Raw genomic sequence first — 20,134 nt, 5'->3', positions numbered from 1 at the left:
CGGGGCATGGCCTCACCCGAGGTAACCCCGCGTTGCGACTGACGCATCATTGAATACGGCGCCCGCCGAAAAGGAGAATCCGATGCAGTTGCTCAACGAGTTCGAAGTAGCGCTTCCGCCTGAGAAGACGTGGATCCTGCTCACCGATCTGGAGAAGGTGGCGCCGTGTCTTCCCGGCGCATCGATCACCTCGGTCGAAGGCGACGACTTCCACGGCCGCGCCAAGATCAAGGTCGGTCCGATCACCGCCGAGTACAAGGGTGTCGCACAGTTCAAGGAGCTCGACGAGAAGGCGCACACCGCCGTCCTCCATGCACGTGGCAAGGACGCCCGTGGTCAGGGAGACGCGACGGCCAACGTGCGCGCGACACTCCACCCGAAGGGCGGAGGTACGCGCGTGGTGGTCGAGACGGAGCTCGCCATCACGGGGAAGGTCGCTCAGTTCGGACGAGGAGTGCTCGCAGACGTGAGCGGGGCACTCATGACCATGTTCGCACAGCGACTGCAAGAGATGGTTGCAGCGGAAGGCGCGCCGACCACACCCCCGTCTGCTGCCGCCGACGCACAACCCCCGACCACGGCTCCGGCTCCGCTGGCCGCTCCGCAAGCATCGGACGTGCATGGAGGGCGTGTCAGCGACCGCGACGACGAGGTGCTCGACGTCCTCGCTCTGGCTGGCGGCATGTCGTGGGCCAAGGCCCTGCCGACCGGTGGGGCGCTCGTCAGCGTCGTCGCAGCTCTGATCAGTGTCTTCGCCGCGGGCTACGCCTCGGCACGGGCGCGGTCGGCCAATCGTTGATGTCATCACTCACCGCTGATTGAGGGAGTACGCCGTGAAGCCACCCAAGTTTCGTTATGTCGCACCGCGGACGCTCGACGACGCGATCGAGCACCTGGCGTCCGACCCGGACGCAAAGGTGCTGTCGGGTGGTCAGAGCCTGATGCCGCTCCTTGCGATGCGGCTGGCCGCGCCCTCGATCCTGGTCGACCTGCAGCACGTGCCGGGCCTCGATGGCATCGAAGACCAAGGCACATCCGTTCTGATCGGCGCGCGCGTGACGCACCGAGAGATCGAGCGTTCCTCTGTGATTGCCGAGCGTCTGCCGATCCTGTCGTCGGCAGTGGTCCACATCGCTCATCCGCAAATCCGGTCGCGCGGCACGTTCGGCGGAAGTACTGCACACGCCGACCCATCCGGTGAGTGGCCGACCATCCTGCTGGCCGTGGGCGCAACGATGCACGCGGTGGGTCCCCGCGGGCGGAGGACGATCGGGGCCGACGACTTCTTCGTCGGGCCCTTCACCTCGACGCTCGCCGAGGACGAGATCCTGACCCACGTATCGGTGCCCACCACGCGCACTGCATGGTCGTTCCAGGAAGCTGCGGTCAAGAAGGGTGACTACGGTCTCGCCCTCGTCGCCGCCACTGGTACCCCTCGAGATGGGGTGCTTCTGGACCCGAGGGTCACGGTCGGCGCTGCGGTTGGCTCGGTCCGCAGGCTCGCGGAGGTCGAGCGACTCTTGGCCGAGGCCCCTCTGACCGAGGCCGTCGCGGACGAGGCAGCCGTGACGGCAGCTGCGTCGATCGACCCGATCTCGGACATCCACGGCAACAGCGAGTATCGCCGGAAGCTGGTCGCCTCACTCGTACGGCGTGCCGTGCGCGAACTCACGAACGGAGCCTGACGTGTCCATCACCCCCGAAGAGCGCCTGGACGTCTCCATGACGATCAACGGCCGCCGCTACCGCGCAACGGTGGAGGCACGCCGGACGCTGGCCGACTTCCTCCGTGAGGATGCGCAACTGCCAGGCACCAAGCTCGGATGTGAGCACGGTGTGTGCGGTGCGTGCACGGTGCTGCTGGACGACCTCCCGGCGCGTGCCTGCCTCACCCTCGCCGTGCAGGCGGAAGGCCGTCAGATCCGCACCGTCGAGAGCCTCGCCGACGGCCAGGAGCTGAACCCCCTCCAGCGCGCGTTCCGCGAGCAGCACGGGCTCCAGTGCGGATTCTGCACAGCCGGCTTCCTCATGACGGCGACCGCGTTGCTCGAGGAGAACCCCACCCCCACGCGAGAGGACATCGTGGAGACGGTGTCGGGTTCCCTGTGTCGATGCACCGGCTACCAGACCATCGTCTCTGCCATCGAACAGGCAGCCGCCGAGGGTCAGACCGACACGGAGGGCGAGAACCAGTGAAGAAGCTCGACACCCATCAGCACATGAAGACGCCGGTCGTCGCGGCTCGCTCGGTCGGGACCCGAGTACTGCGATCCGAGGACCCACGCTTGCTCACCGGCCGCGGTGAGTTCATTGCCGACATCGACGTCCCACGCCAGCTCCACGTGGCGTTCGTACGAAGTCCTGTTGCACATGCGCGGATCACCAACCTCGACCTGTCCGCAATCCGCGACGCGGAGGGTGTGGCACTGGCCTGGTCCGGCAAGGACGTCGCCCCCTTCTGCGAGGGCCTCGTCGGTGAGATGGCGGTCGAAGGCTGCTTCCCGACCACGATGCCGCTGCTCGCGGGGGACGAGGTCCTCTACGTCGGAGAGCCTGTCGCCGTAGTCGTGGCTGACTCGCGCTACGCGGCAGAGGACGCCTGCGAACTCATCGACTGGGACTTCGAGGAGCTGCCTGCCGTCACCAACGCAGACGCCGCGGCCGCGGGCGGCCCTGTCGCGAACCCGCAGCTGCCCGACAACATCGGCCTCAACGGCGGCGCAAGCTTCGGTAACGTGTCAGAAGCCTTCGACCAGGCCGACCAGGTCGTAGCGGGGCGGTTCTACACCTGCCGCGTGTCGGCGGCTCCCATGGAGACCCGCGGCGTGATCGCCGACTACGAATGGTCGTCGAAGGCGCTGCGTCTGTGGTCGAACACCCAGATGCCGCACTACCTCAAGTACATGCTGACCGCGTACCTCGGTTTCCCGGAGCAGAACGTCGAAGTCATCACGCCCGACACCGGTGGTGGGTTCGGCATGAAGGCGCACGTCTATCCCGAAGAGATGTTGTTGCCGCTCCTGGCGAGGGAAGTCGGCAGGCCTGTGAAGTGGATCGAGGACCGTCGAGAGAACCTCATCGCCGGCGCCCACGCCCACGAGCAGTACGTCGACATCGCCTATGCGCTCGACGCCGACGGCAAGATCACCGGAGTCCGCACACACGCGCTCGGCGACGGCGGGGCATACCACCTGCCACCGTGGTCCATGGCCGTGGAGCCGTGGTGCGCCGCGGTGATGACCCCCACCGGCATCTACGACGTACCGGCTGCGGAGTACACCTACAAGGCCGCGGCCACCAACAAGACGCCAGTCGGCGCCTACCGCGGCGTGGGCTACATGGCGGGGACGTTCGCCCGCGAGTGCCTCGCGGACGATGCCGCTCGTGCGCTGGGATTGTCGCCCTTCGACTTCCGTCGACACAACGTCGTGCGCGAGTTCCCGTGGACCAACCCGCAGGGCATCGTCTACCAGGAGGGAAGTTGGCTGCAGACGATCGACGCCCTTGAGGAGATGGTCGACTACCCGGCCTTCCTGCGTCGACAGGCCGAGCTGCGCGAGCAGGGGCGCTACATCGGGTTGGGCCTCAGCTGCTTCGTCGAGAGCAGCGGTGAGAGCACGGCGACCAGCCTCGAGCACGGCCTCGGCGACGTCTACCACGACACCGCCACAGTTCGGTTGAACCCCAACGGGACCGCCAACGTGACGATCGGTTTGTCGGCCCAGGGTCAGGGACTCGCCACGACGATGGCACAGATGGCAGCCGACACCCTGGGTATCAAGGTGGAGGACGTCAGCGTCCAGACGGCGCGGTCGACCTCTCACGCCTACGGCTCCGGCACCATCGGGAGCCGCGGCGCGGTCGTTGCAGGTGGCGCCGTAGCACGAGCAGCTGACGTCGTCAGGGAGAAGGTGCGGCAGGTAGCCGCGCACATGCTCGAGGCGTCGACAGATGACATCGAGCTGGTGGACGGGCTCGCGTCGGTCAAGGGCGTCGCAGATGCTTCGTTGTCGATCGCTGACGTGGCCACCGCGATCTACTTCGACCTCGACTCCTGGCCCGAGGACTTCGAGCCGACCCTCGAGGCCACGCAGGCCTACGATCCGTCACAGGCGATGTTCAGCAACGGCGGTCACGCAATCCTGGTGGAGCTGGATGCCGAGACTGGGTTCGTGCGTTTCGAGAAGATCTTCTCGGTCGAGGACTGTGGAACGGTCATCAATCCCAACATCGTCGAGGGACAGATCCGCGGCGGAGTCCTGCAAGGCATCGGTGCATCGGTGTTCGAGGAGCTCTCCTACGACGAGTCGGGCCAGATTCTCACCACCACGTTCCTCGACTACGGACTGCCGACCATGGACGTTGCGCCACCGTTCGAGATCCACCACCTCGAGACGCCCTCCTCGCACTCCGCCTCGGGGGTCAAGGGGATGGGAGAGTCGGGCCTGATTGCGGCTCCGGCTGCAGTCTTGAACGCTGTCAACGATGCTTTGTCGCCATTTGGTGTGGTGCTGCGCGACCTGCCTCTGACGCCTGAGAAGGTCCTCGGTGCCATGTCTGGCGCGAAGGCGGCGACCGGCTCGGCAGAAGGTCCGTGACTGGCGTGAACGGTGCGCACACGAATCGCCTGCGCGTTGCTCTGCTCCAAGTCTCCTATGGCGACGACGAAGCGCTGTCCGATCGGGTCGAGCGAGTCAGCCGATGGATCCGTGAACTCGGACCCGCGGACCTGGTGGTGCTCCCGGAGCTCTGGGCGCACGGCGGCTTCGCGTCCACATCGTGGGAGGCGACGGCCGAACTCATGAACGGGCCAACCGTCGCGCGGATGGCCTCGGTTGCGCGCGAGGTCGGTGTCTGGCTCCATGCGGGATCCATCATCGAGCGAGCGGAAGCGGGCGCCGATCCGGGTGCCGAGGGGCGCGGGCTCTGGAACACCTCTGTGCTCCTCTCTCCAGAGGGCACCGTCCACAAGACGTACCGGAAGATCCACCGCTTCGGCTTCGGCGACGGTGAACCTCGCCTGTTGGAAGCCGGCACAGACCTCGCCGTCACCGAACTGGTGCACGACGCCGGAGCAAGTCGGATCGGTTTGGCGACCTGCTACGACCTCCGGTTCCCGGAGCTCTTCCGTAGGCTGAGCGACCTTGGCGCCGACGTGATCCTCCTTCCGGCGGCATGGCCGATGCCCAGGGTGGAGCACTGGCGGCTCCTTGGTCGGGCTCGAGCGCTCGAGAACCAAGCCTGGGTGCTCCAGTGCAACACCGCCGGCACTCACAGCGGAGTGGAGATGGGAGGTCACTCCCAGATCGTCGCCCCGACGGGTGAAGTCGTCGCCGAGCTTGGGAGCGGTGAGGACGCCCTGTTGGCCGACATCGACCTAAACCTCGTCGTTTCCGTCAGAGCGGACTTTCCTGTCCTGGCCGACCGCAGAATCTAGACGTTCTCGCACCACGCCGGACGGCGAGGGTGGCTGTAGCTCGACAACGGCGGGCCGCCATGACCTGCGTCGAGCGGTATCGGCGGGCCGGCAGGCGCTCTTCAGTGCTCGGACCTCGTCGGGTCCCACTCCCGAGCCGCGCGCAATTGGCTCAGCCAACATGTGCGCCGCGGCCGAGGTGCCAGAACGATCTTCTCTGACGGCGCTAGACGACATCGGACGCGCTACCGGACGCGATGATCATCACCGCTCATCACAGAGCAATCGGCGCGACCTGGACTCAGCTGACCCATCGAGCTGCGCGTCCCGCAGGACTCATCCTCGTGGTACTCGTTTCGTGTGACCCAGAGAGTGGCCGCGGCAAATTCGGGACGGGGGATGAACCGCTGACGCCGTGCATGTGGCACCGGCGGTAGTGCACGAGGTTGATCTTCCACCAGACCGTGCCTTGTCGACGCAGCCGAGCGGGGGATGCCGGCTACTGGGTGCACGGTACGACTTAGCGGGCGTCGTCGCTCAGCTGACCGCGTAGATCAATCGGGCCAGACCTGAGATGACCTCCGCCCCGGTCGTCAGCGACGACCGGGGCGGAGAGCGAGCCTGAGATGTGCGATGTCAGTCGGCGAGTACCCAGACCTCCCGGAACTTGGTGTGGAAGGTCCACGTCGAGACGTGTCCGGCAGGAAGGAACGCCTGCATCCCCGCCTTGAGGTCCACGCGCGAGCCATTCTCGAGCTCGATCGTGACCTCGCCCTCCAGGACGTAGATGATCTCGTTGAACTCGAGCGTGTAGGTGGTCTTGGACGGCTCACACTCGAAGACCCCGGTCGCCCGGGCCCCTCCCTCGTAGTTCTCGAAGAGGGTGAATCCCCGCCCCTTGGGGTCTCCTTCGTGAATGGTGACCCCGTCGGGCTGCCACGTCTCCAGTTCGACGGTCCCTGACTCGACGGCCTTGATCTCATCCATAGCGTTCCTACCGTTCTGCAGCCGTGTGGCTGCCGTGATGGGTGTGGTGTGGCCCGCGCGGCGCTGCTGTCGCGTACGCCGCGCGGAGCCGGTCTAGGGGCGAAGCTGGTTCGCCAGCCAGTCCGCCATGCGGAGGCGCGGGGCAGGGCCAAGGTTGTGGCAGCAGTGGTCGCCCTCAGGCTCGAGATCGATCGTGATGTCAGCGTTGACCGCGTACTCCTGAAGGACGTCCAGCTCCGTGATGGGCGTCTCGTCCTTGGCGCCATGCAAGACGTAGGTGGGGACCTTGAGTCCGGCCAGCACCGGTCGCACGTCGATGGCGTCCCGGACCCGCACCTGCGCAGTGGCCAGATCGGGCGACTTGGTGACGTACTGCCAGCTGAGCTTGGTCATGGGGTACTCGAAGTCCCAGTCGTCCATCTGGACGAAACCACCCCAGGTGACGCACGCGCGGAAGCGGTCGTCCATCGCGGCAGCACGCAGCGCGTAATGTCCACCCAGGCTGCGGCCGAGTACTCCAATCCGGTCCCTGTCGATTGTCAGGTCAAGGGTCTCGAGGTAGTCGACCACTCGCGAGGTGTAGCGGTGGTAGTCGCCGGCAAGCGCCACGTCTTCGAACATCTCACCCTGGCCCGGGCCGTCGAACGTGAACGTGGCAACGCCTCGCTCGAGCAGGAGATTCTCGAACATGTAGCTCTCCTCCTTGGTGCTCTCGAGGCCGCCGAGCAGCACCGCGCACGGGACTGGCCCGTCGGCTCCCTTGGGCCGGCGCAGGTAGCCGATGATGACGGTGTCGTCGATGGGGAGGTCTACCCGTTCAGCCGGAGGGTCGAGCAGGGGGGCGGCTCGGTGGTAGAGCCCTGCCTTGCGGAGCTGGCCCTTCGGACGGCGCTCGTCGAACCAGAGAAATTGCGCGTACTGCGCAGCCATCGATCCGACCCAGAACCAGTAGCCAGCCGTGAGGTCGTTTCCGTCCTCAAGGGCCGTGTCACCCATGGCCTCGTACTCGTCCGCCTTCGCCATCCAGAAGTCGAACCACGACGTAGCAGCATCCCGACGCTGGGCGGCCAGGAGGTCAGCGAACGGCAGACCGTCCATCAGTAGGCGGCCCCAGTTCAGCATCTCTTCTTCTGCCGTCGGGACATGCGGGGTCTCGGTCGTCATCTCTTCTCCATAGGTCGGGAGCCAGCATCTTCCCCACTTCGCGCCCGTCGTCCGTCTACATGTTCCGCGAAACCTAGGCATCTCTTTGCTGCTCACCTAGCAAGAGGCCCGCGCATGTACATGTTCTGCCCAATGTGCGGGTGCGCTTCTCCCGCCTGCGAGCAGCGCAACGCGTGGTGGCTGGTGACACTTCGACTCTCGGTACATCGCACAGAAGTGAGGACGAGCAGTGAGTAGACCCGGCGCTTCCGGCGGCCTCGGCCCTTCAGCCAAGCGATACGTGGGGCAGCCCGTGCGTCGTCGTGAAGACGCGCGGCTCCTGCGGGGCGATGCACGTTTCGTGGACGACGTCGACATCCATGGACAGCTGTACATGAGCGTGGTGCGCTCATCGGAGGCGCACGCGCGAGTGGTCTCCGTGGATGCATCCGCCGCGCGACGGTCTCCAGGAGTCCGGCTCGTCATCACCGCCGACGACATCGATGCTGAGGTGCCGCTCGAACAGATCGGCTACCACGAGGTCTATCCACAGATCGATGACTACCTGCACCCGGTCTTTGCAGCCGACCGCGTCCGATACGTCGGGCAGCCCGTTGCCGCGGTCATCGCTGACACGCCCTACCTGGCCGAGGACGCCGCTGGACTGGTGGAAGTGACCTACGACCTCCTTCCCCCGGTGCTCGACCCTCAGTACGCGCTCACCGATGAGGCCGAACCACTCTTCGAGGGACAGTCCAACGAGGCCGTGCGGATCGTCAAGGCGTACGGCGATGTTGCCAGCGCCTTCAAGAAGGCAGCCCATGTCGTCGAGGGCCGATACGTGGTCGGGCGTCACTCCGGGGTCCCCATGGAGACGAGAGGCTGCATCGCTGAGCCGGACCGCGGACGCAAGCAACTGTTCATGTGGGGCCCGGTCCACACGCACGACTGCCAGCGCCTCATCGCGCAGGTCCTCGAACTGCCGCTCGCGGATCTCCGGATGAAGCACGTCGACATCGGAGGGAACTTCGGCGTCAAGGGCGGAGTGTTCCCCGAATACATCATGGTCGGCTGGGCGGCGATGCGCTTAGGGCGTCCAGTCAAGTGGACCGAGGACCGGCTCGAGCACATGGTGGCGAACGCGCACGCTCGCGAGCAGGTGCATGAGATGGCGGCCGCGTTCGACGCCAATGGGGTTCTGCTGGCATTGAAGGACGAGATCTGGCACAACCACGGAGCGTTCATCCGGCAGGCGGAGCCGCTCGTCAGCGACATCACCGTCGGGATGGTCCCGGGCCCCTACCGAGTGCCGGCGTACGACGGCCTCCTTCACGTCGTGGTGTCGAACAAGACTCCGCTGTCCGCCTACCGTGCGCCAGGCAGGTACGAAGGGACCTTCGCTCGCGAACGACTCCTCGACCTCGCGGCCGAACAGATCGGCATCTCGCAGGTGGAGATCCGGCGGCGCAACCTGCTGACCGAAGCCGACCTCCCGTTCGTCCCGGGCATGGACATCTGCTTCGAGCCCTACCACTTCGACTCGGGTGATGTGGTCGACCACTTGGACAAGGCGCTCGAATCAGCAGGCTTCGACGAGTGGCAGCGGGAGGCTGCGGAGCTCCGAGCACAGGGACGCCTTGTGGGCAACGGCATCGGCATGCTGATGGACAAGGCCGGCCTCGGGCTGTACGAGACGAGCGCCATCGACGTGGATGCGTCGGGACGGATCCGAGTTCGGACAGGCGCATCATCTGTCGGGCAGGGCATCGAGACGGTGTTGGCGCAGATCGTGGCCGAGGAGCTCCAGGTCGATCCCGAGCTCATCGACGTCATCCATGGCGACACCGAGCTCGTGCCAGAGGGGGTCGGTTCCTGGTCGAGTCGCTCGACGGTCCTGGCCGGGGGAGCGGCGCGACAGGCTGCCCTCGACACGCTGGCCAAGGCCAAGAGGCTCGCCAGTGAGATGCTGGAGGCAAATGTCGACGACCTGATCCTGATCGACGGTCGCATCGTGGTGTCCGGGCTCGAGCAGGAGGGCTTGAGCCTGGGGCAGATTGCCGAGCGATGGGACGGGTGGTCCGCCAGATTGGCCAATGACGAACCGGGTCTTGGCGCGCAGGCCGTCTATCTGGACGAGCACATGAACTATCCCTACGGCGTCACCCTGGTTCAGATCGAGATCGACCCGGCTACCGGGGGTCACACATTGAGGCGTTTCCTCACCAGCACGGAGGCTGGACGAGCCATCAACCCGATGACCACCCGTGGCCAGGTGATCGGTGCGGCAGCGCAAGGCATCGGCGGTGCGCTGTATGAGGAGTTCCTCTACGACGAATCCGGTCAACCGTTGGCGACCTCGTTCATGGACTACCTCCTGCCGACCTCGCTGGATGTGCCCGATGTCGACTTCTTCATGACCGAGGACGCGCCTACGCCGAACAACCCGTTCGGCGCCAAGGGCTTGGGAGAGGTGGGCCTCATTGCTGTCGGCGCGGCCGTAGCGGGTGCCATCGACGATGCCTTCGGCGAGGGGGTTCGCACGATCAAGGTGCCAGTCCCACCCGAGACGCTCTGGCGGAGGTCGCAATCGATCGCGCGCAACGACGAAGCCGGGCCGATGTGAGTCAAGACACTCTGAACACGTCAAACGGTGCTCTCGCATTGTCCGGAATCGAATAGCCGCACTCGCTCCCGAAGATCCACAGTTGCGTGTCTTCTCGGTCCGGGAGGCCGGGACGGCACCGATGGCCGGACCAAGCACGGACCGTGCGCAGAGCAGCCACCACCAGGAGCACCAATGAACGAGCAGACAGCGACGGAGCCAACCCGGGCCGAGCAGGCGAGGAAGGTTGCGCTCGCCGTGCAGGACGTCAGCAAGACCTACGGCGCCACCCGCGCCCTCGACGGAGTGTCCCTGGAGGTGACGACCGGTGCCATCCACGGTCTGATGGGCGGCAACGGGTCTGGAAAGTCCACGTTGATCAAGATGCTGGCGGGCGTCGTCACGCCAGACGAGGGCAAGCTGGCGCTGAAGGGCGATTGGATCGATGCGCGGTCTCACACGCCGGCGCGGGCAAAGGCATCCGGACTGCACTTCGTCCACCAGCAGAACTCGACCTTCCCGGACCTCACGGTCGCCGAAAACCTGGCGCTGGGGCGCGGCTTCGAGTCGACAGCCGTCAGGTCCATCAACTGGAGTGCTCAGAAGGCGCGGGCCAGGCAGGTGCTCGACCGGTTCGAGATCGACGTAGCCGCCGACACTCATCTGGTTCGACTGTCCCCTGCAGCTCAGATGATGGTGGCGATCGCCAGGGCGCTGCAGGACCAGGACGACACCGACGAGCGCGGCGTGCTCGTTCTGGACGAGCCGACGGCCAGCCTGCCGAAGCACGAGGTTGACGTGCTGCTCACCGCGCTGCGACGGTACGCCGCCGACGGTCAGACGATCATCTACGTGTCGCACCGGCTCGAAGAGGTCACCGCCATCACCGATGAGGTGACGGTACTCCGCAACGGCAACGTCGCCTCACGCCTCATCGGCACCGAGATCAGCCACGACACCCTCGTGGCCGGCATCACCGGATCGACGTCTGGGACGCATGCCGGAGGTTCGCGGCGTGCCAACGATGCGATTGCGAGCAGGGTCCACCTTTCCCATGCGGCGGGTTTCCGAGAGACGGCGCTCACGTTGAGTCGTCGTACGGCGAGCGGTCTGGAGGGCGAATCGCTGCTGCTACGAGCCGGCGAGATCGTCGGCATCGCCGGCCTACTCGGCTCGGGTCGCTCGCGCCTGCTGAAGCAGATCTTCGGCGCCGTTCCTCGGGATGACTTCGAAGTCACGGTGCGATCGGGCACGGTGCCGTCATCCGACATGCGGACCGCGATGAAGCGAGGCGTGGCCTTCGTCCCCGAGAACCGCCTGCGCGAAGCTGCACTGCCGGAACTCAGCATCGCTGAGAACCTGTCGATCACATCGCTCAGTGAACATTCCCGGGCGGGATGGATCCGGCCCTCGCGGGAGCGCAAGGCGGCCAACCGGCTGATCCAGGAGTTCGGGGTCCGCGCGCCCAGCACCATTGCGCCGTTGACAGCCCTCTCGGGCGGAAACCAGCAGAAGGTCATCCTGGCGAGGTGGCTGCAACGTCGTCCAGACGTCTTGCTGCTCGACGAGCCGACGCAGGGCGTCGACATCGGCGCTCGCAACGAGATCCACGAACTCGTGCGCGCCGCAGCGTCGGCCGGTACGGCCGTCCTGGTGGTCTCCTCAGATTTCGGGGAGCTGGCAGCGCTGGCTCAACGCGCCGTGGTCATCAGCGGCGGCGAGATCGTCGACAGCGTCGGCGGGCCTCTGACCGAGGACATCCTCAACGACATCGTGTACGCACAGGAGAAGGCACTATGAGTCACACCCAAGACACCACCAACGGGCCCGTCGCGGCCTCGGACGCGGCGACGTCGCCTGCTCCTGTCGACGCCGCCGAGGCAGAGCAGAGGCGAAAGGCGGTCCGATCCCGCACAGGCAAGGCACGTTTCGCAGGTTTCCTGGAGGCCTATGCTCTCTTGGTTCTCCTGGGTGTGATTGCCCTGTTCTTCTGCTTCTGGTCGGAGACTTCATCCACGTTCCCCACGGTGGCCAACATGCGGATCCTGCTCGCCAGCCAGGCCGTCATCGGAGTCATCTCGCTGGGAGCGCTGCTCCCGCTGCTCTGCCAAGAGTTCGACCTCTCGGTCGGCAACATCGCCGGGCTGTCGGCGATCATGGTGGCCGCGTCAGTGTCATCCAACGGTAGCGTGCTGGTGGCCGTGGCGCTTGCTCTCGCGATCGGTCTGGTGGTCGGCGGGGCAAACGCATTGATCGTCACTCGCCTCCATGTCAATGGCGTCATCACCACCCTGGGGATGTCGACGATCCTGGCAGGCATCATCCTGCAACGCACTGGCGGCCTGGCCCCAGCGAGCGACATCCCGCAGGCGATGACAAACTTCGGAACGGGCCTTGTCGCCGGCGTTCCGGTCATCTTCGTCACCCTCCTCGTGATTGCAGCGATCACCTACTTCGTCCTGAATCACACTTCCCTCGGCCGCCAGATCTACGCGGTCGGGTCGAACATGGAGGCGGCGAAGCTGGTCGGTCTGCGGACCGACGGGCTGCGTGCGGCGACATTCGTCGTCGGGGCGCTTCTGTGCGCCCTGGGAGGGCTTCTCTACGTCTCGCGGGCGGGTGGCGCGTCTCCCAACGTTGGAGTGACGTTCCTCTTGCCCGCCTTCGCAGCTGCCTTCCTCAGCGCTGCATCGGTTCGGCCGGGGCGGTTCAACGTGTGGGGCACCATCATCGCTGTCTACTTCCTCGCTGTGCTCAACAACGGGCTGAGCCTGGCCGGCGTCGAGCCCTACGTGAACGATTATGTGAACGGTGGTGCTCTCATCGCCGGCGTCGCTCTGGCCTCCGTGCTGTACCGCCGACGGACCACCTGATCGTGACGGCCGGAACCGATCGCGCTGCCGAGCACCTGGGGGACCCCTTCCAGGACCCAGCGCTGGTCAACACCACCGATGGCGTCATCACCGTCTGGTCGGACATCGGCTGTCCTTGGGCGAGCCTTGCCCTGCACACCTTGCGGTCTCGGGTGCTACATCGAGACATCGACATTCTCATCGACCACCGTGCATTCCCGCTCGAGCTCTTCAACAAGCGCGGCACGCCGAAGGGGATCATCGATGTCGAGGTAACTGCCATCGCCGGACTGGTGCCGGCTCTCGGTTGGCAGCCTTGGACCGCCCCCGACTGGCAGTACGTGGTTTCCACGATGCCAGCCATGGCTTCCGTCCAGGCTGCGAAGGCCCTCAGTGTTGGCGGCCTCCGTGCCAGTGACGAGCTGGACCATGCTCTGCGTCAGGCGTTCTACATTCATGGCCGACCGATCAGTGTGCACTCCGAGATCCTTACGGCTGCTGAGGGGTGTCCCTCGCTCTACCTGCCCGCACTCGAATCGGCTCTTGAGCAGGGGCGGGGTTACGGGGAGGTCTTCTCCCAGTGGCACACCGCGGCGGCGCTGCCGGTGCAGGGCAGTCCTCACATCTTCGTCAAGGACCGCTACGCGGAGCACAATCCCGGGGTGCGTTACCACTGGACGGCGCGTCCGGGCGAGGGATTCCCCCGCTTCGAGCAGTACGACGAATCTTGGGCGGACGCGGCCCTCGATGCCGTCGTGGCACCGTGAGCCGGTGCGCGCTGCTCGATGGGTTTCACTGCTCTGGGACGCCAATCGAGGACGCGCCTAGGATTGATTCATGACGATCGAGACCGACCTGCAGGTCGTGGCGAACGCGGTCCGCGCGCGTATCCCCGAACTTGTCTCGGCGATCGAGAGGACGTCCGCACAAGAGGTCCCTGAGATCTACGAGAAGGACGACCCGGTGTACAACGAAGCCGAGCGCTCCAGCGTCGTCTCAGCCGTCACGAGCATCGTCGACGGCTTGGCTGGCGGGCGGCGGCCACCCGACCGTCCCTCCGATGCTGCGCTTCAGGAAGCCCGCATAGCCGCCCAGGCTGGAATTGATCTGCACTCGTTGCTGCGCACCTATCGGGTGGGCCAATCGATTCTGTGGGACGTCATTCTTGAGGAGACCCTGCGCGTGGTCGACTCGGACGAGCGGCGCATGGCTGTCCTCAGGCAGGCATCGGACTACCAATACGGCTGGAACAACAAGGTGACGGAAGCCGTCATTGCCGCGTACCAGGCCGAGCACAACGCCTACTTCTTCAGGAGTCAGGACAGAAAGCGGCGAGCCGTCGTCAGCGACATCCTGCGCGGCATGCCGGCCGACGTCCAACAGCTCGGCTACAGCCTCCGCGCAGAGCATCTGGCGGTTGTCGCGTGGGGACGCTCGCCCGAAGCCAACATCCGCGCGCTGGCAGTCAGCTTGGACGCGAGGCACCTGACCGTGAGCGGCACGTCCGGGACGTACTTGGGCTGGCTGGGTTCGTCCACCTTGAAGCGTGTCCTCGAGGAGCGGCCAGAGGCGGCACGAGCGATGCGCGAAACCCACCTTGCCTTGGGCGAGGTGGCACATGGAGTCGAGGGATTCCGGTTGAGTCACCGGCAGGCGTGGCAGGCTTACAGAGTCGGCAGGCTCCGGGGCGCGGGTGTGGTCAACTACGGCGATGTCGCGCTGGAGGCCCTGATGCTCAAGGACCGCCAAGCCGTCCAGGACTTCGTGGCGCGTGAGTTGGGCCCGCTCCATGACGAGGAAGATCCGCGCGGAGAATTGCTGAAGTCCACGCTACGGGCCTACTTCCGGTCCGGACAGAACGCGGCCTCCACGGCACAGGCCATCCACGTCCACGAGCGCACAGTTGCCTATCGCCTCCGTTCGATCGAAGCCCGGCTCGGGGTGACCATAGGTGCTCGGCGGGACGAGTTGGCTGTGGCACTACGCCTCGCTGACGTTCTGAGCCAGGTGTCCAGTGCTGACCTACGCGATCTCGAGGTGCACGCGGACGCGGGCCTAGGGCCAGATCCCGAGGCCGCAGCGCCGTAGGTCGTTGGCCGGGCGGCTCTTGTCAGGTGTCGACCAAGAGGGCGCCAACCTTTGCCCGACTGCGTAGTGGGCATGTTGCGTCACTGTGACCAGACTGCTCGCACAGTCGGAACAAGGCGTCGTACCAGGACGCGCACCAGCGTTGGGACCAGTCGACGTTCCACGAGAGGGATGCCCGTGAAGCCACCGCCGTTCGAGTACGTGGTCGCCACCTCGGTGGACCACGCCATCGATCTCGTCAGCACGGACGAAGATGCAAAGTTCATTGCGGGCGGGCAGAGCCTCATTCCGCTGCTCAGCCTGCGATTTGCCAGCCCGACCGTGTTGGTCGACATCTCCCGACTCTCCGAGCTGCGGGACGTCCGTCGAGCCGGCGACGTGTTGCACATCGGGGCGCTCACTCGACACGCAGAGATCCAGAAGTTGCCCATCATGAAACAGGACGCTCCACTGCTCTCAGCTGCTGCAGGTTGGGTCGCCCACTCACAGGTCCGCAACCGAGGTACGTTCGGTGGAGCCGTCGCCCACAGCGACAGCGCGGCCGAGTTCCCGGCGGTGCTTCTCGCGACTGAAGCCACCATCGTCGCCCGGTCTCGCGATGGGGAGCGACGCATCCCGTGCCAGGACTTCTTCGGTTCCCACTTCCAGACTGCTCTCAACCACGGCGAGCTCCTGACGGGTGTGGAGCTCCCCGTGCACGACGATTCCACCAGGTGGGGGTTCTCGGAGTTCGCGCGGCGTAAGGGTGACTACGCCATCGGCGGGGCTGCGGTCAGCGCCCGCGTGGACGAACAGGGACGCTGCACGCGAGTGCGCGCGGGTCTGATCGCGGCCGGCCCTGGTCCCACCTCGGCTGAGGGGCTCGGTGAGGCCTTGCTCGACCGTGTAGTCGACGAGTCGGCCGTGTCGGACGCGGTTGCCCGCGCAGAACGACACCTGACCCCTGAGAGCAATGTTCATGGGACGAAGGAGTATCGGCGCGCCGTCGTCGCGGAATCTCTTCGTCGCGCTCTACGCCAAGCGTTCGAGCTTGACCACGCCGGAACCGATAGGAGATCCGCATGAAGACTCGTGTGACCGTCAACGGTGAAGGTTATGAGCGTGACGTCGAGCCCCGGATGCTCCTGTCGGACTTCTTGCGGCACGAGCTGGGGCTGACGGGCACCAACGTGGGCTGCGAGCACGGCGTTTGCGGCAGCTGTACCGTGCTCCTGGATGGCGAGCCTGTGCGCTCCTGCACCATGCTTGCGGTGCAATCCGACAGCCGGCGACTGACCACGGTCGAAGGGCTCGCGTGTGATCAGAAGTTGCACGGACTCCAAGAGGCATTCACCGCTTGCCACGGCCTCCAGTGCGGCTTCTGCACGCCCGGGATGCTGATGACCCTCCTGCCGATCTACAACGAGGCGCGGCGTCTGAGCGACGACGAGATTCGCGAGGCGATCTCGGGCAATCTGTGTCGCTGCACTGGGTACCAGCAAATCGTCGAGGCGGCCCGACAGGCGCTCGACGAGGCCGCCGAGCTGGCCGATCCCGATGCGGAATCTCAGTCGTGATCTGTCAGACCTGACCGGTCGTGAATGCGGCCTCGGCCGTCCCGCAGCGTGAGAAGTGGCGTGACCCTCCCCGCCATCTGACGTCCCCCCGACACGCGGGATCGCAGACCGAGCCCTTTGCTCGGGCACGGAGTGGCCGCAGCCCCCGGTGCCGTCCGGCTGTTCGGCATGATCGAACGCGCTTGATAAGCGGACGTCCTCTGGCGCATCCACGCCGGTGTGCAGGCAGCGGTCCCAGCCCTCGACCGCTTCACCACTGGGACCCGACTCGAGGTCTGCATCCGTCGGCAGCATGTCGGCATTCGCCGGTGAGACGGCACGGTCGCTTGAGCACAAAACGAGCAGCGGGCACGAAGCCGCGCCGTCGCCTGGGCACGCCATCGACCTGTCTAGCCCGCGCCGACCCCGACCATGGACTACTCGAAGGCACAGGCGATCTAGGTTCGCAGGTCGCCACGCTGCGTTTGTTGGAAGGCGCACAGCGGTAAGCCCGATTCGCCAGATTCAGGGAACAGTCGCGTCCGCCTGAATCTCAAGATGTTTCCACTCACGGTTGACAACGTCGAACGGGCTCACGAGGCCCCGACGACACAGTGGCGGAGGTCCCCGCAGATTCCGCAGTGGCCACCGAGCACCAGGACGTATGCGACGCGGGTAGTCGCCTAGGGATGGGCCCAGGCCCATCACGGCGACTCATGGGTCGCAGCAGTTCTTCAGCGACGACGGCCCGCACTCGGCGTGGGGGTCGCGCACCTCCAGACGGGTTTTGACCCCGTGCCTTGTATGCACTCGAAAGAGGAAAGATGCGTTCGACATTCAACAGGCCGGTGCGCCGGCTCGCCGGCGCCTCAGTGGCGCTCGTCGTACTGGCCGCCGGAGCGGCATGCAGCACCGAGTCCGATACGCCAGCAGCCGGTGGCGGTGGCGGTGGTGGCGACGACGTCGCGCAGAACGCTGCAGAAGCACTGGAATCGGAGTTCTACGGACAGGGGAGCTACGCCGAGCCGCCCGCGGAGGGTCCCGACGCTCAGCGCGGAGCCCGAATTGCGATCGTCAACTCCGGCGTGCAGTCGCCCACAGGTACCAAGCAGGTCGAGGCCGCGCGTGAGGTGGCTGAACTGCTCGAATGGGACTTGACGGTCTACGACGGCAAGTACGAGCCGGCCGAATACCAGGAGGGCATCCGGCAGGCCATCTCACAGAAGGCAGACGTCATCTGGCTCTACTCGATCGACTGCCCCCTCGCCGAGACCGCACTGGCCGAAGCCAAGAAGGCGGGCATCCCCGTGGTCTCCCAAGAGGCCGCAGACTGCACGGATGTGGATCCTCAGGCCGAGTCCTACTTCGCCGACACGCTCGCCTTCAGCCAAGGCACGTTCATTGACTGGGCAAAGGCCATGGGGGAGTCGCAGGCGACGTGGCTACTGGCGCAGCTCGGCGAGGATGCCGATGTGATCGAGGTCAGCGTGCCCGAGCTGGTCGTGACCAACGCCATCCACGAGGGGTTCGCGGCTGCCATGGAGGAACAGTGCCCGGCGTGCAAGGTCACCGAGGTCAAGGCGCAGATTGCTGACTTCGGGCCCGCGCTCCAGGAGAAGATCGAGACCGCGCTGCTGCGCAACCCGAACGCCAACGGCATGGCACTTTCCTACGACGACCTGATGACTACGGGTGGATCCGCAGCGGTCATGGCCTCTGGTCGCAATGACTCGCTGGCTGTCATCGCAGGTAGTGGCTTCCCGGCCAACGTGGAGCTCATCCGCAAGGGTCAGGGCCAGGACGCTGGCTTCGCCTACGACATGGGGTATGAGACCTGGGCTGCTGCCGACATGATCAACCGCCTGTTGGCAGGCGAGGACCAGGGCCCGTCGGGGGTCGGCATCGCAGTCTTCGATGCCGAGAACGGATTGCCGTCCGAGGGCCAGGCATGGTCGGTCGACATCGATTACAAGCCCGTCTACAAGGCGATGTGGGGCGTTTCCTGACATTGCTCGCGCGGGGGACGTCCCACGGCGGCGTCCCCCGCTGGACAGTTGACTACTTCGCTGGCGTCTCGCACCCTTGTGTGCGCCCGGGGACAGTTCTCGCGAGCGCTACCGGTCGTCAATGGCTCGGTTCACCATTCGGATCTGATGGTTACCGTCGGTCGACCCGGTGTCGTCGAGCGTCTGACCGGCGCGATTGACGGCGACCCCGCCGCTGCCCTTTGCTTTCCAACAGCGATGGGCTGCCCCGCTGGGTATCGACGGAGATCGCAAACCCGGGCGATTCAAGGCGTGACGGTTCGGCACCGCTCTCCTACGACCCCGACTTGGACCGTATCGGCGACTGGCACCGCGCAGCAGGCGACAGTCCATGAGCGACCCGCCGGGGTCGTTGCCGGAAAGCGATAAACCGGCTGACGGTTTCCGACACGTGGCACGCAGACGCCGGTAGGGATGCGCCCTACCGTCGGACCGTTCCCAGGAGTGACATGGCGCAAGGCGGAGACAAATGGTGACCTACCTGCTGCTAGGACTGGCAATCGCTGTGGAGGTGATGGCCACCCTGTCGTTGCGAGCATCCGAGGGCTTCAGCAGACTCCTGCCAAGCCTTGTCGTTCTGGGCGGTTACGGGCTGTCGTTCTTCCTGCTCTCCTTGGTGCTCCAGCGCGGTTTGGACGTCGCTGTCGTGTACGCATTGTGGTCCGCGACAGGCATTGTCGCCATCGCTGCGATCGGCGCAACCTTCTTGGGTGAACGCCTCACGAGTGCTCAGGTTCTGGGCATGGCCCTCATAGTCGCCGGTGTGCTTGCCCTCGAGCTGGGTGCGCGCCACGGTTGATCGGCGGCGCATAGCGATCAGGTCCGGGAACGACACGTCGACGGCGAGTCGATACCCGCTGTTGAATCGGGAGACACTGTGGTTACGAAGCCCGAATGGGTCGGAACGGTCGCACAGCTGTACACGACTGCGACGAAGGGATTCGCCCTCCGCGAAGTCGAGCACATCCAGGTGACAGCGTCAGGGATCGTCGGTAACCGCGAGTTCTTCCTAGTCGACGTCGACGAACGCCTGTACTCGGTGCCTAAAGACCCCATCTTTCTCGACTACTGGACCACCTACGACCCGCTCGCCAACACGTTCCGAATCGGTAGGCGAACGGTCGTCCATTGCGAAGCCGAAGTGCGCCCTGCAGGTCCTGTTCGCCCGTTCCAATTCGACGAGCGCAAGGTCGATGGTAGGTGGACTCCGGGGCCATGGGACGCATGGTTCTCCGAGTTGGCCGGGCGTAACCTGCGACTGGTTCGCTGCGCTGAGCCCGGCGCAGGTGGGGACGTCCACCCTGTCACCATCGTTTCGTCAGCCTCGTTGAGATCGCTGGGGTTTGAGCTCGACGGCCGACAGGTGGACGGAGTTGAGTCCCCGATAGTGGTGTAGCGCGGTCGCTGAGTTCGTCACCGGCGTGTACGCCAAACGCAGACGCGGCCACCGCGCGATCCTTCGAGTC

Annotated in this window: 17 protein-coding genes; 15 read left to right on the top strand and 2 right to left on the bottom strand. The window is 65.6% G+C overall.

What is annotated here, in order from left to right; translation table 11 throughout:
- Nucleotides 1-49 precede the first annotated feature (49 nt).
- Genes C9J87_RS18785 through C9J87_RS18765 form a run of 5 tightly spaced genes read left to right on the top strand, consistent with a single transcriptional unit; the run spans nucleotide 50 to nucleotide 5,437 of the window.
- Nucleotides 50-799 (top strand): SRPBCC family protein, encoded by a 750-nt coding sequence (locus tag C9J87_RS18785; protein WP_198016930.1) that lies wholly within the window; start codon nucleotides 50-52, stop codon nucleotides 797-799.
- A gap of 34 nt (nucleotides 800-833) precedes the next feature.
- On the top strand, nucleotides 834-1,685 hold the full coding sequence (locus C9J87_RS18780; RefSeq protein WP_010831401.1) for an FAD binding domain-containing protein: 852 nt from the start codon (nucleotides 834-836) through the stop codon (nucleotides 1,683-1,685).
- A gap of 1 nt (nucleotide 1,686) precedes the next feature.
- On the top strand, nucleotides 1,687-2,196 hold the full coding sequence (locus C9J87_RS18775; RefSeq protein ID WP_010831402.1) for a (2Fe-2S)-binding protein: 510 nt from the start codon (nucleotides 1,687-1,689) through the stop codon (nucleotides 2,194-2,196).
- A complete protein-coding gene (locus C9J87_RS18770) occupies nucleotides 2,193-4,598 on the top strand; it encodes a xanthine dehydrogenase family protein molybdopterin-binding subunit (protein ID WP_010831403.1) in 2,406 nt (801 codons plus the stop codon). The genes C9J87_RS18775 and C9J87_RS18770 overlap by 4 nt, the downstream gene beginning before the upstream one ends.
- Nucleotides 4,595-5,437 carry a carbon-nitrogen family hydrolase gene (locus C9J87_RS18765; RefSeq protein WP_084622752.1) on the top strand — a complete coding sequence of 281 codons (843 nt, stop codon included), beginning with the start codon at nucleotides 4,595-4,597 and terminating at the stop codon, nucleotides 5,435-5,437. Before C9J87_RS18770 ends, C9J87_RS18765 begins: the two co-directional genes overlap by 4 nt.
- A gap of 615 nt (nucleotides 5,438-6,052) precedes the next feature.
- On the opposite strand, the gene C9J87_RS18760 is transcribed toward C9J87_RS18765, so the two are convergent.
- Together C9J87_RS18760 and C9J87_RS18755 are read right to left on the bottom strand one after the other, a co-directional pair.
- Nucleotides 6,053-6,403 carry a cupin domain-containing protein gene (locus C9J87_RS18760; protein ID WP_010831405.1) on the bottom strand — a complete coding sequence of 117 codons (351 nt, stop codon included), beginning with the start codon at nucleotides 6,401-6,403 and terminating at the stop codon, nucleotides 6,053-6,055.
- Between the two features lie 93 nt (nucleotides 6,404-6,496).
- Complete coding sequence (locus tag C9J87_RS18755) at nucleotides 6,497-7,567, bottom strand: alpha/beta hydrolase family protein (RefSeq protein ID WP_010831406.1); 1,071 nt, start codon at nucleotides 7,565-7,567, stop codon at nucleotides 6,497-6,499.
- A 229-nt stretch (nucleotides 7,568-7,796) separates the two neighbouring features.
- On the opposite strand from C9J87_RS18755, the gene C9J87_RS18750 reads away from it, so the two are divergent.
- From C9J87_RS18750 to C9J87_RS18705, 10 genes are all read left to right on the top strand, one after another.
- Nucleotides 7,797-10,169 carry a xanthine dehydrogenase family protein molybdopterin-binding subunit gene (locus C9J87_RS18750; protein ID WP_036489981.1) on the top strand — a complete coding sequence of 791 codons (2,373 nt, stop codon included), beginning with the start codon at nucleotides 7,797-7,799 and terminating at the stop codon, nucleotides 10,167-10,169.
- A gap of 174 nt (nucleotides 10,170-10,343) precedes the next feature.
- On the top strand, nucleotides 10,344-11,948 hold the full coding sequence (locus C9J87_RS18745) for a sugar ABC transporter ATP-binding protein (protein WP_010831408.1): 1,605 nt from the start codon (nucleotides 10,344-10,346) through the stop codon (nucleotides 11,946-11,948).
- A complete protein-coding gene (locus tag C9J87_RS18740; protein WP_036489983.1) occupies nucleotides 11,945-13,021 on the top strand; it encodes an ABC transporter permease in 1,077 nt (358 codons plus the stop codon). The genes C9J87_RS18745 and C9J87_RS18740 overlap by 4 nt, the downstream gene beginning before the upstream one ends.
- A 2-nt stretch (nucleotides 13,022-13,023) precedes the next feature.
- Complete coding sequence (locus C9J87_RS18735; RefSeq protein ID WP_010831410.1) at nucleotides 13,024-13,767, top strand: DsbA family oxidoreductase; 744 nt, start codon at nucleotides 13,024-13,026, stop codon at nucleotides 13,765-13,767.
- Nucleotides 13,768-13,837: 70 nt separating this feature from the next.
- Nucleotides 13,838-15,088 (top strand): PucR family transcriptional regulator, encoded by a 1,251-nt coding sequence (locus C9J87_RS18730; protein ID WP_010831411.1) that lies wholly within the window; start codon nucleotides 13,838-13,840, stop codon nucleotides 15,086-15,088.
- A gap of 177 nt (nucleotides 15,089-15,265) precedes the next feature.
- Nucleotides 15,266-16,153: an FAD binding domain-containing protein gene (locus C9J87_RS18725; protein WP_198016931.1), complete on the top strand. Its 888-nt coding sequence runs from the start codon at nucleotides 15,266-15,268 to the stop codon at nucleotides 16,151-16,153.
- Nucleotides 16,150-16,644 (top strand): (2Fe-2S)-binding protein, encoded by a 495-nt coding sequence (locus tag C9J87_RS18720; RefSeq protein WP_036489985.1) that lies wholly within the window; start codon nucleotides 16,150-16,152, stop codon nucleotides 16,642-16,644. The genes C9J87_RS18725 and C9J87_RS18720 overlap by 4 nt, the downstream gene beginning before the upstream one ends.
- Nucleotides 16,645-17,447: 803 nt before the next feature.
- Nucleotides 17,448-18,629, top strand: coding sequence for a sugar ABC transporter substrate-binding protein (locus C9J87_RS18715; protein WP_107706301.1), 1,182 nt, complete (start codon nucleotides 17,448-17,450; stop codon nucleotides 18,627-18,629).
- A 508-nt stretch (nucleotides 18,630-19,137) separates the two neighbouring features.
- Nucleotides 19,138-19,467, top strand: coding sequence for a DMT family transporter (locus tag C9J87_RS18710; protein ID WP_198016932.1), 330 nt, complete (start codon nucleotides 19,138-19,140; stop codon nucleotides 19,465-19,467).
- 78 nt (nucleotides 19,468-19,545) lie between these two features.
- The gene (locus tag C9J87_RS18705; RefSeq protein ID WP_107706300.1) at nucleotides 19,546-20,064 is read left to right on the top strand and encodes an MOSC domain-containing protein; all 519 of its coding nucleotides are present in this window, start codon (nucleotides 19,546-19,548) and stop codon (nucleotides 20,062-20,064) included.
- The last annotated feature ends 70 nt before the right edge of the window (nucleotides 20,065-20,134 follow it).

The organism is Nocardioides allogilvus (assembly GCF_003047285.1).
GTDB classification, from domain to species: domain Bacteria; phylum Actinomycetota; class Actinomycetes; order Propionibacteriales; family Nocardioidaceae; genus Nocardioides; species Nocardioides allogilvus.
This window is presented reverse-complemented; position numbering and strand designations above follow the sequence as displayed.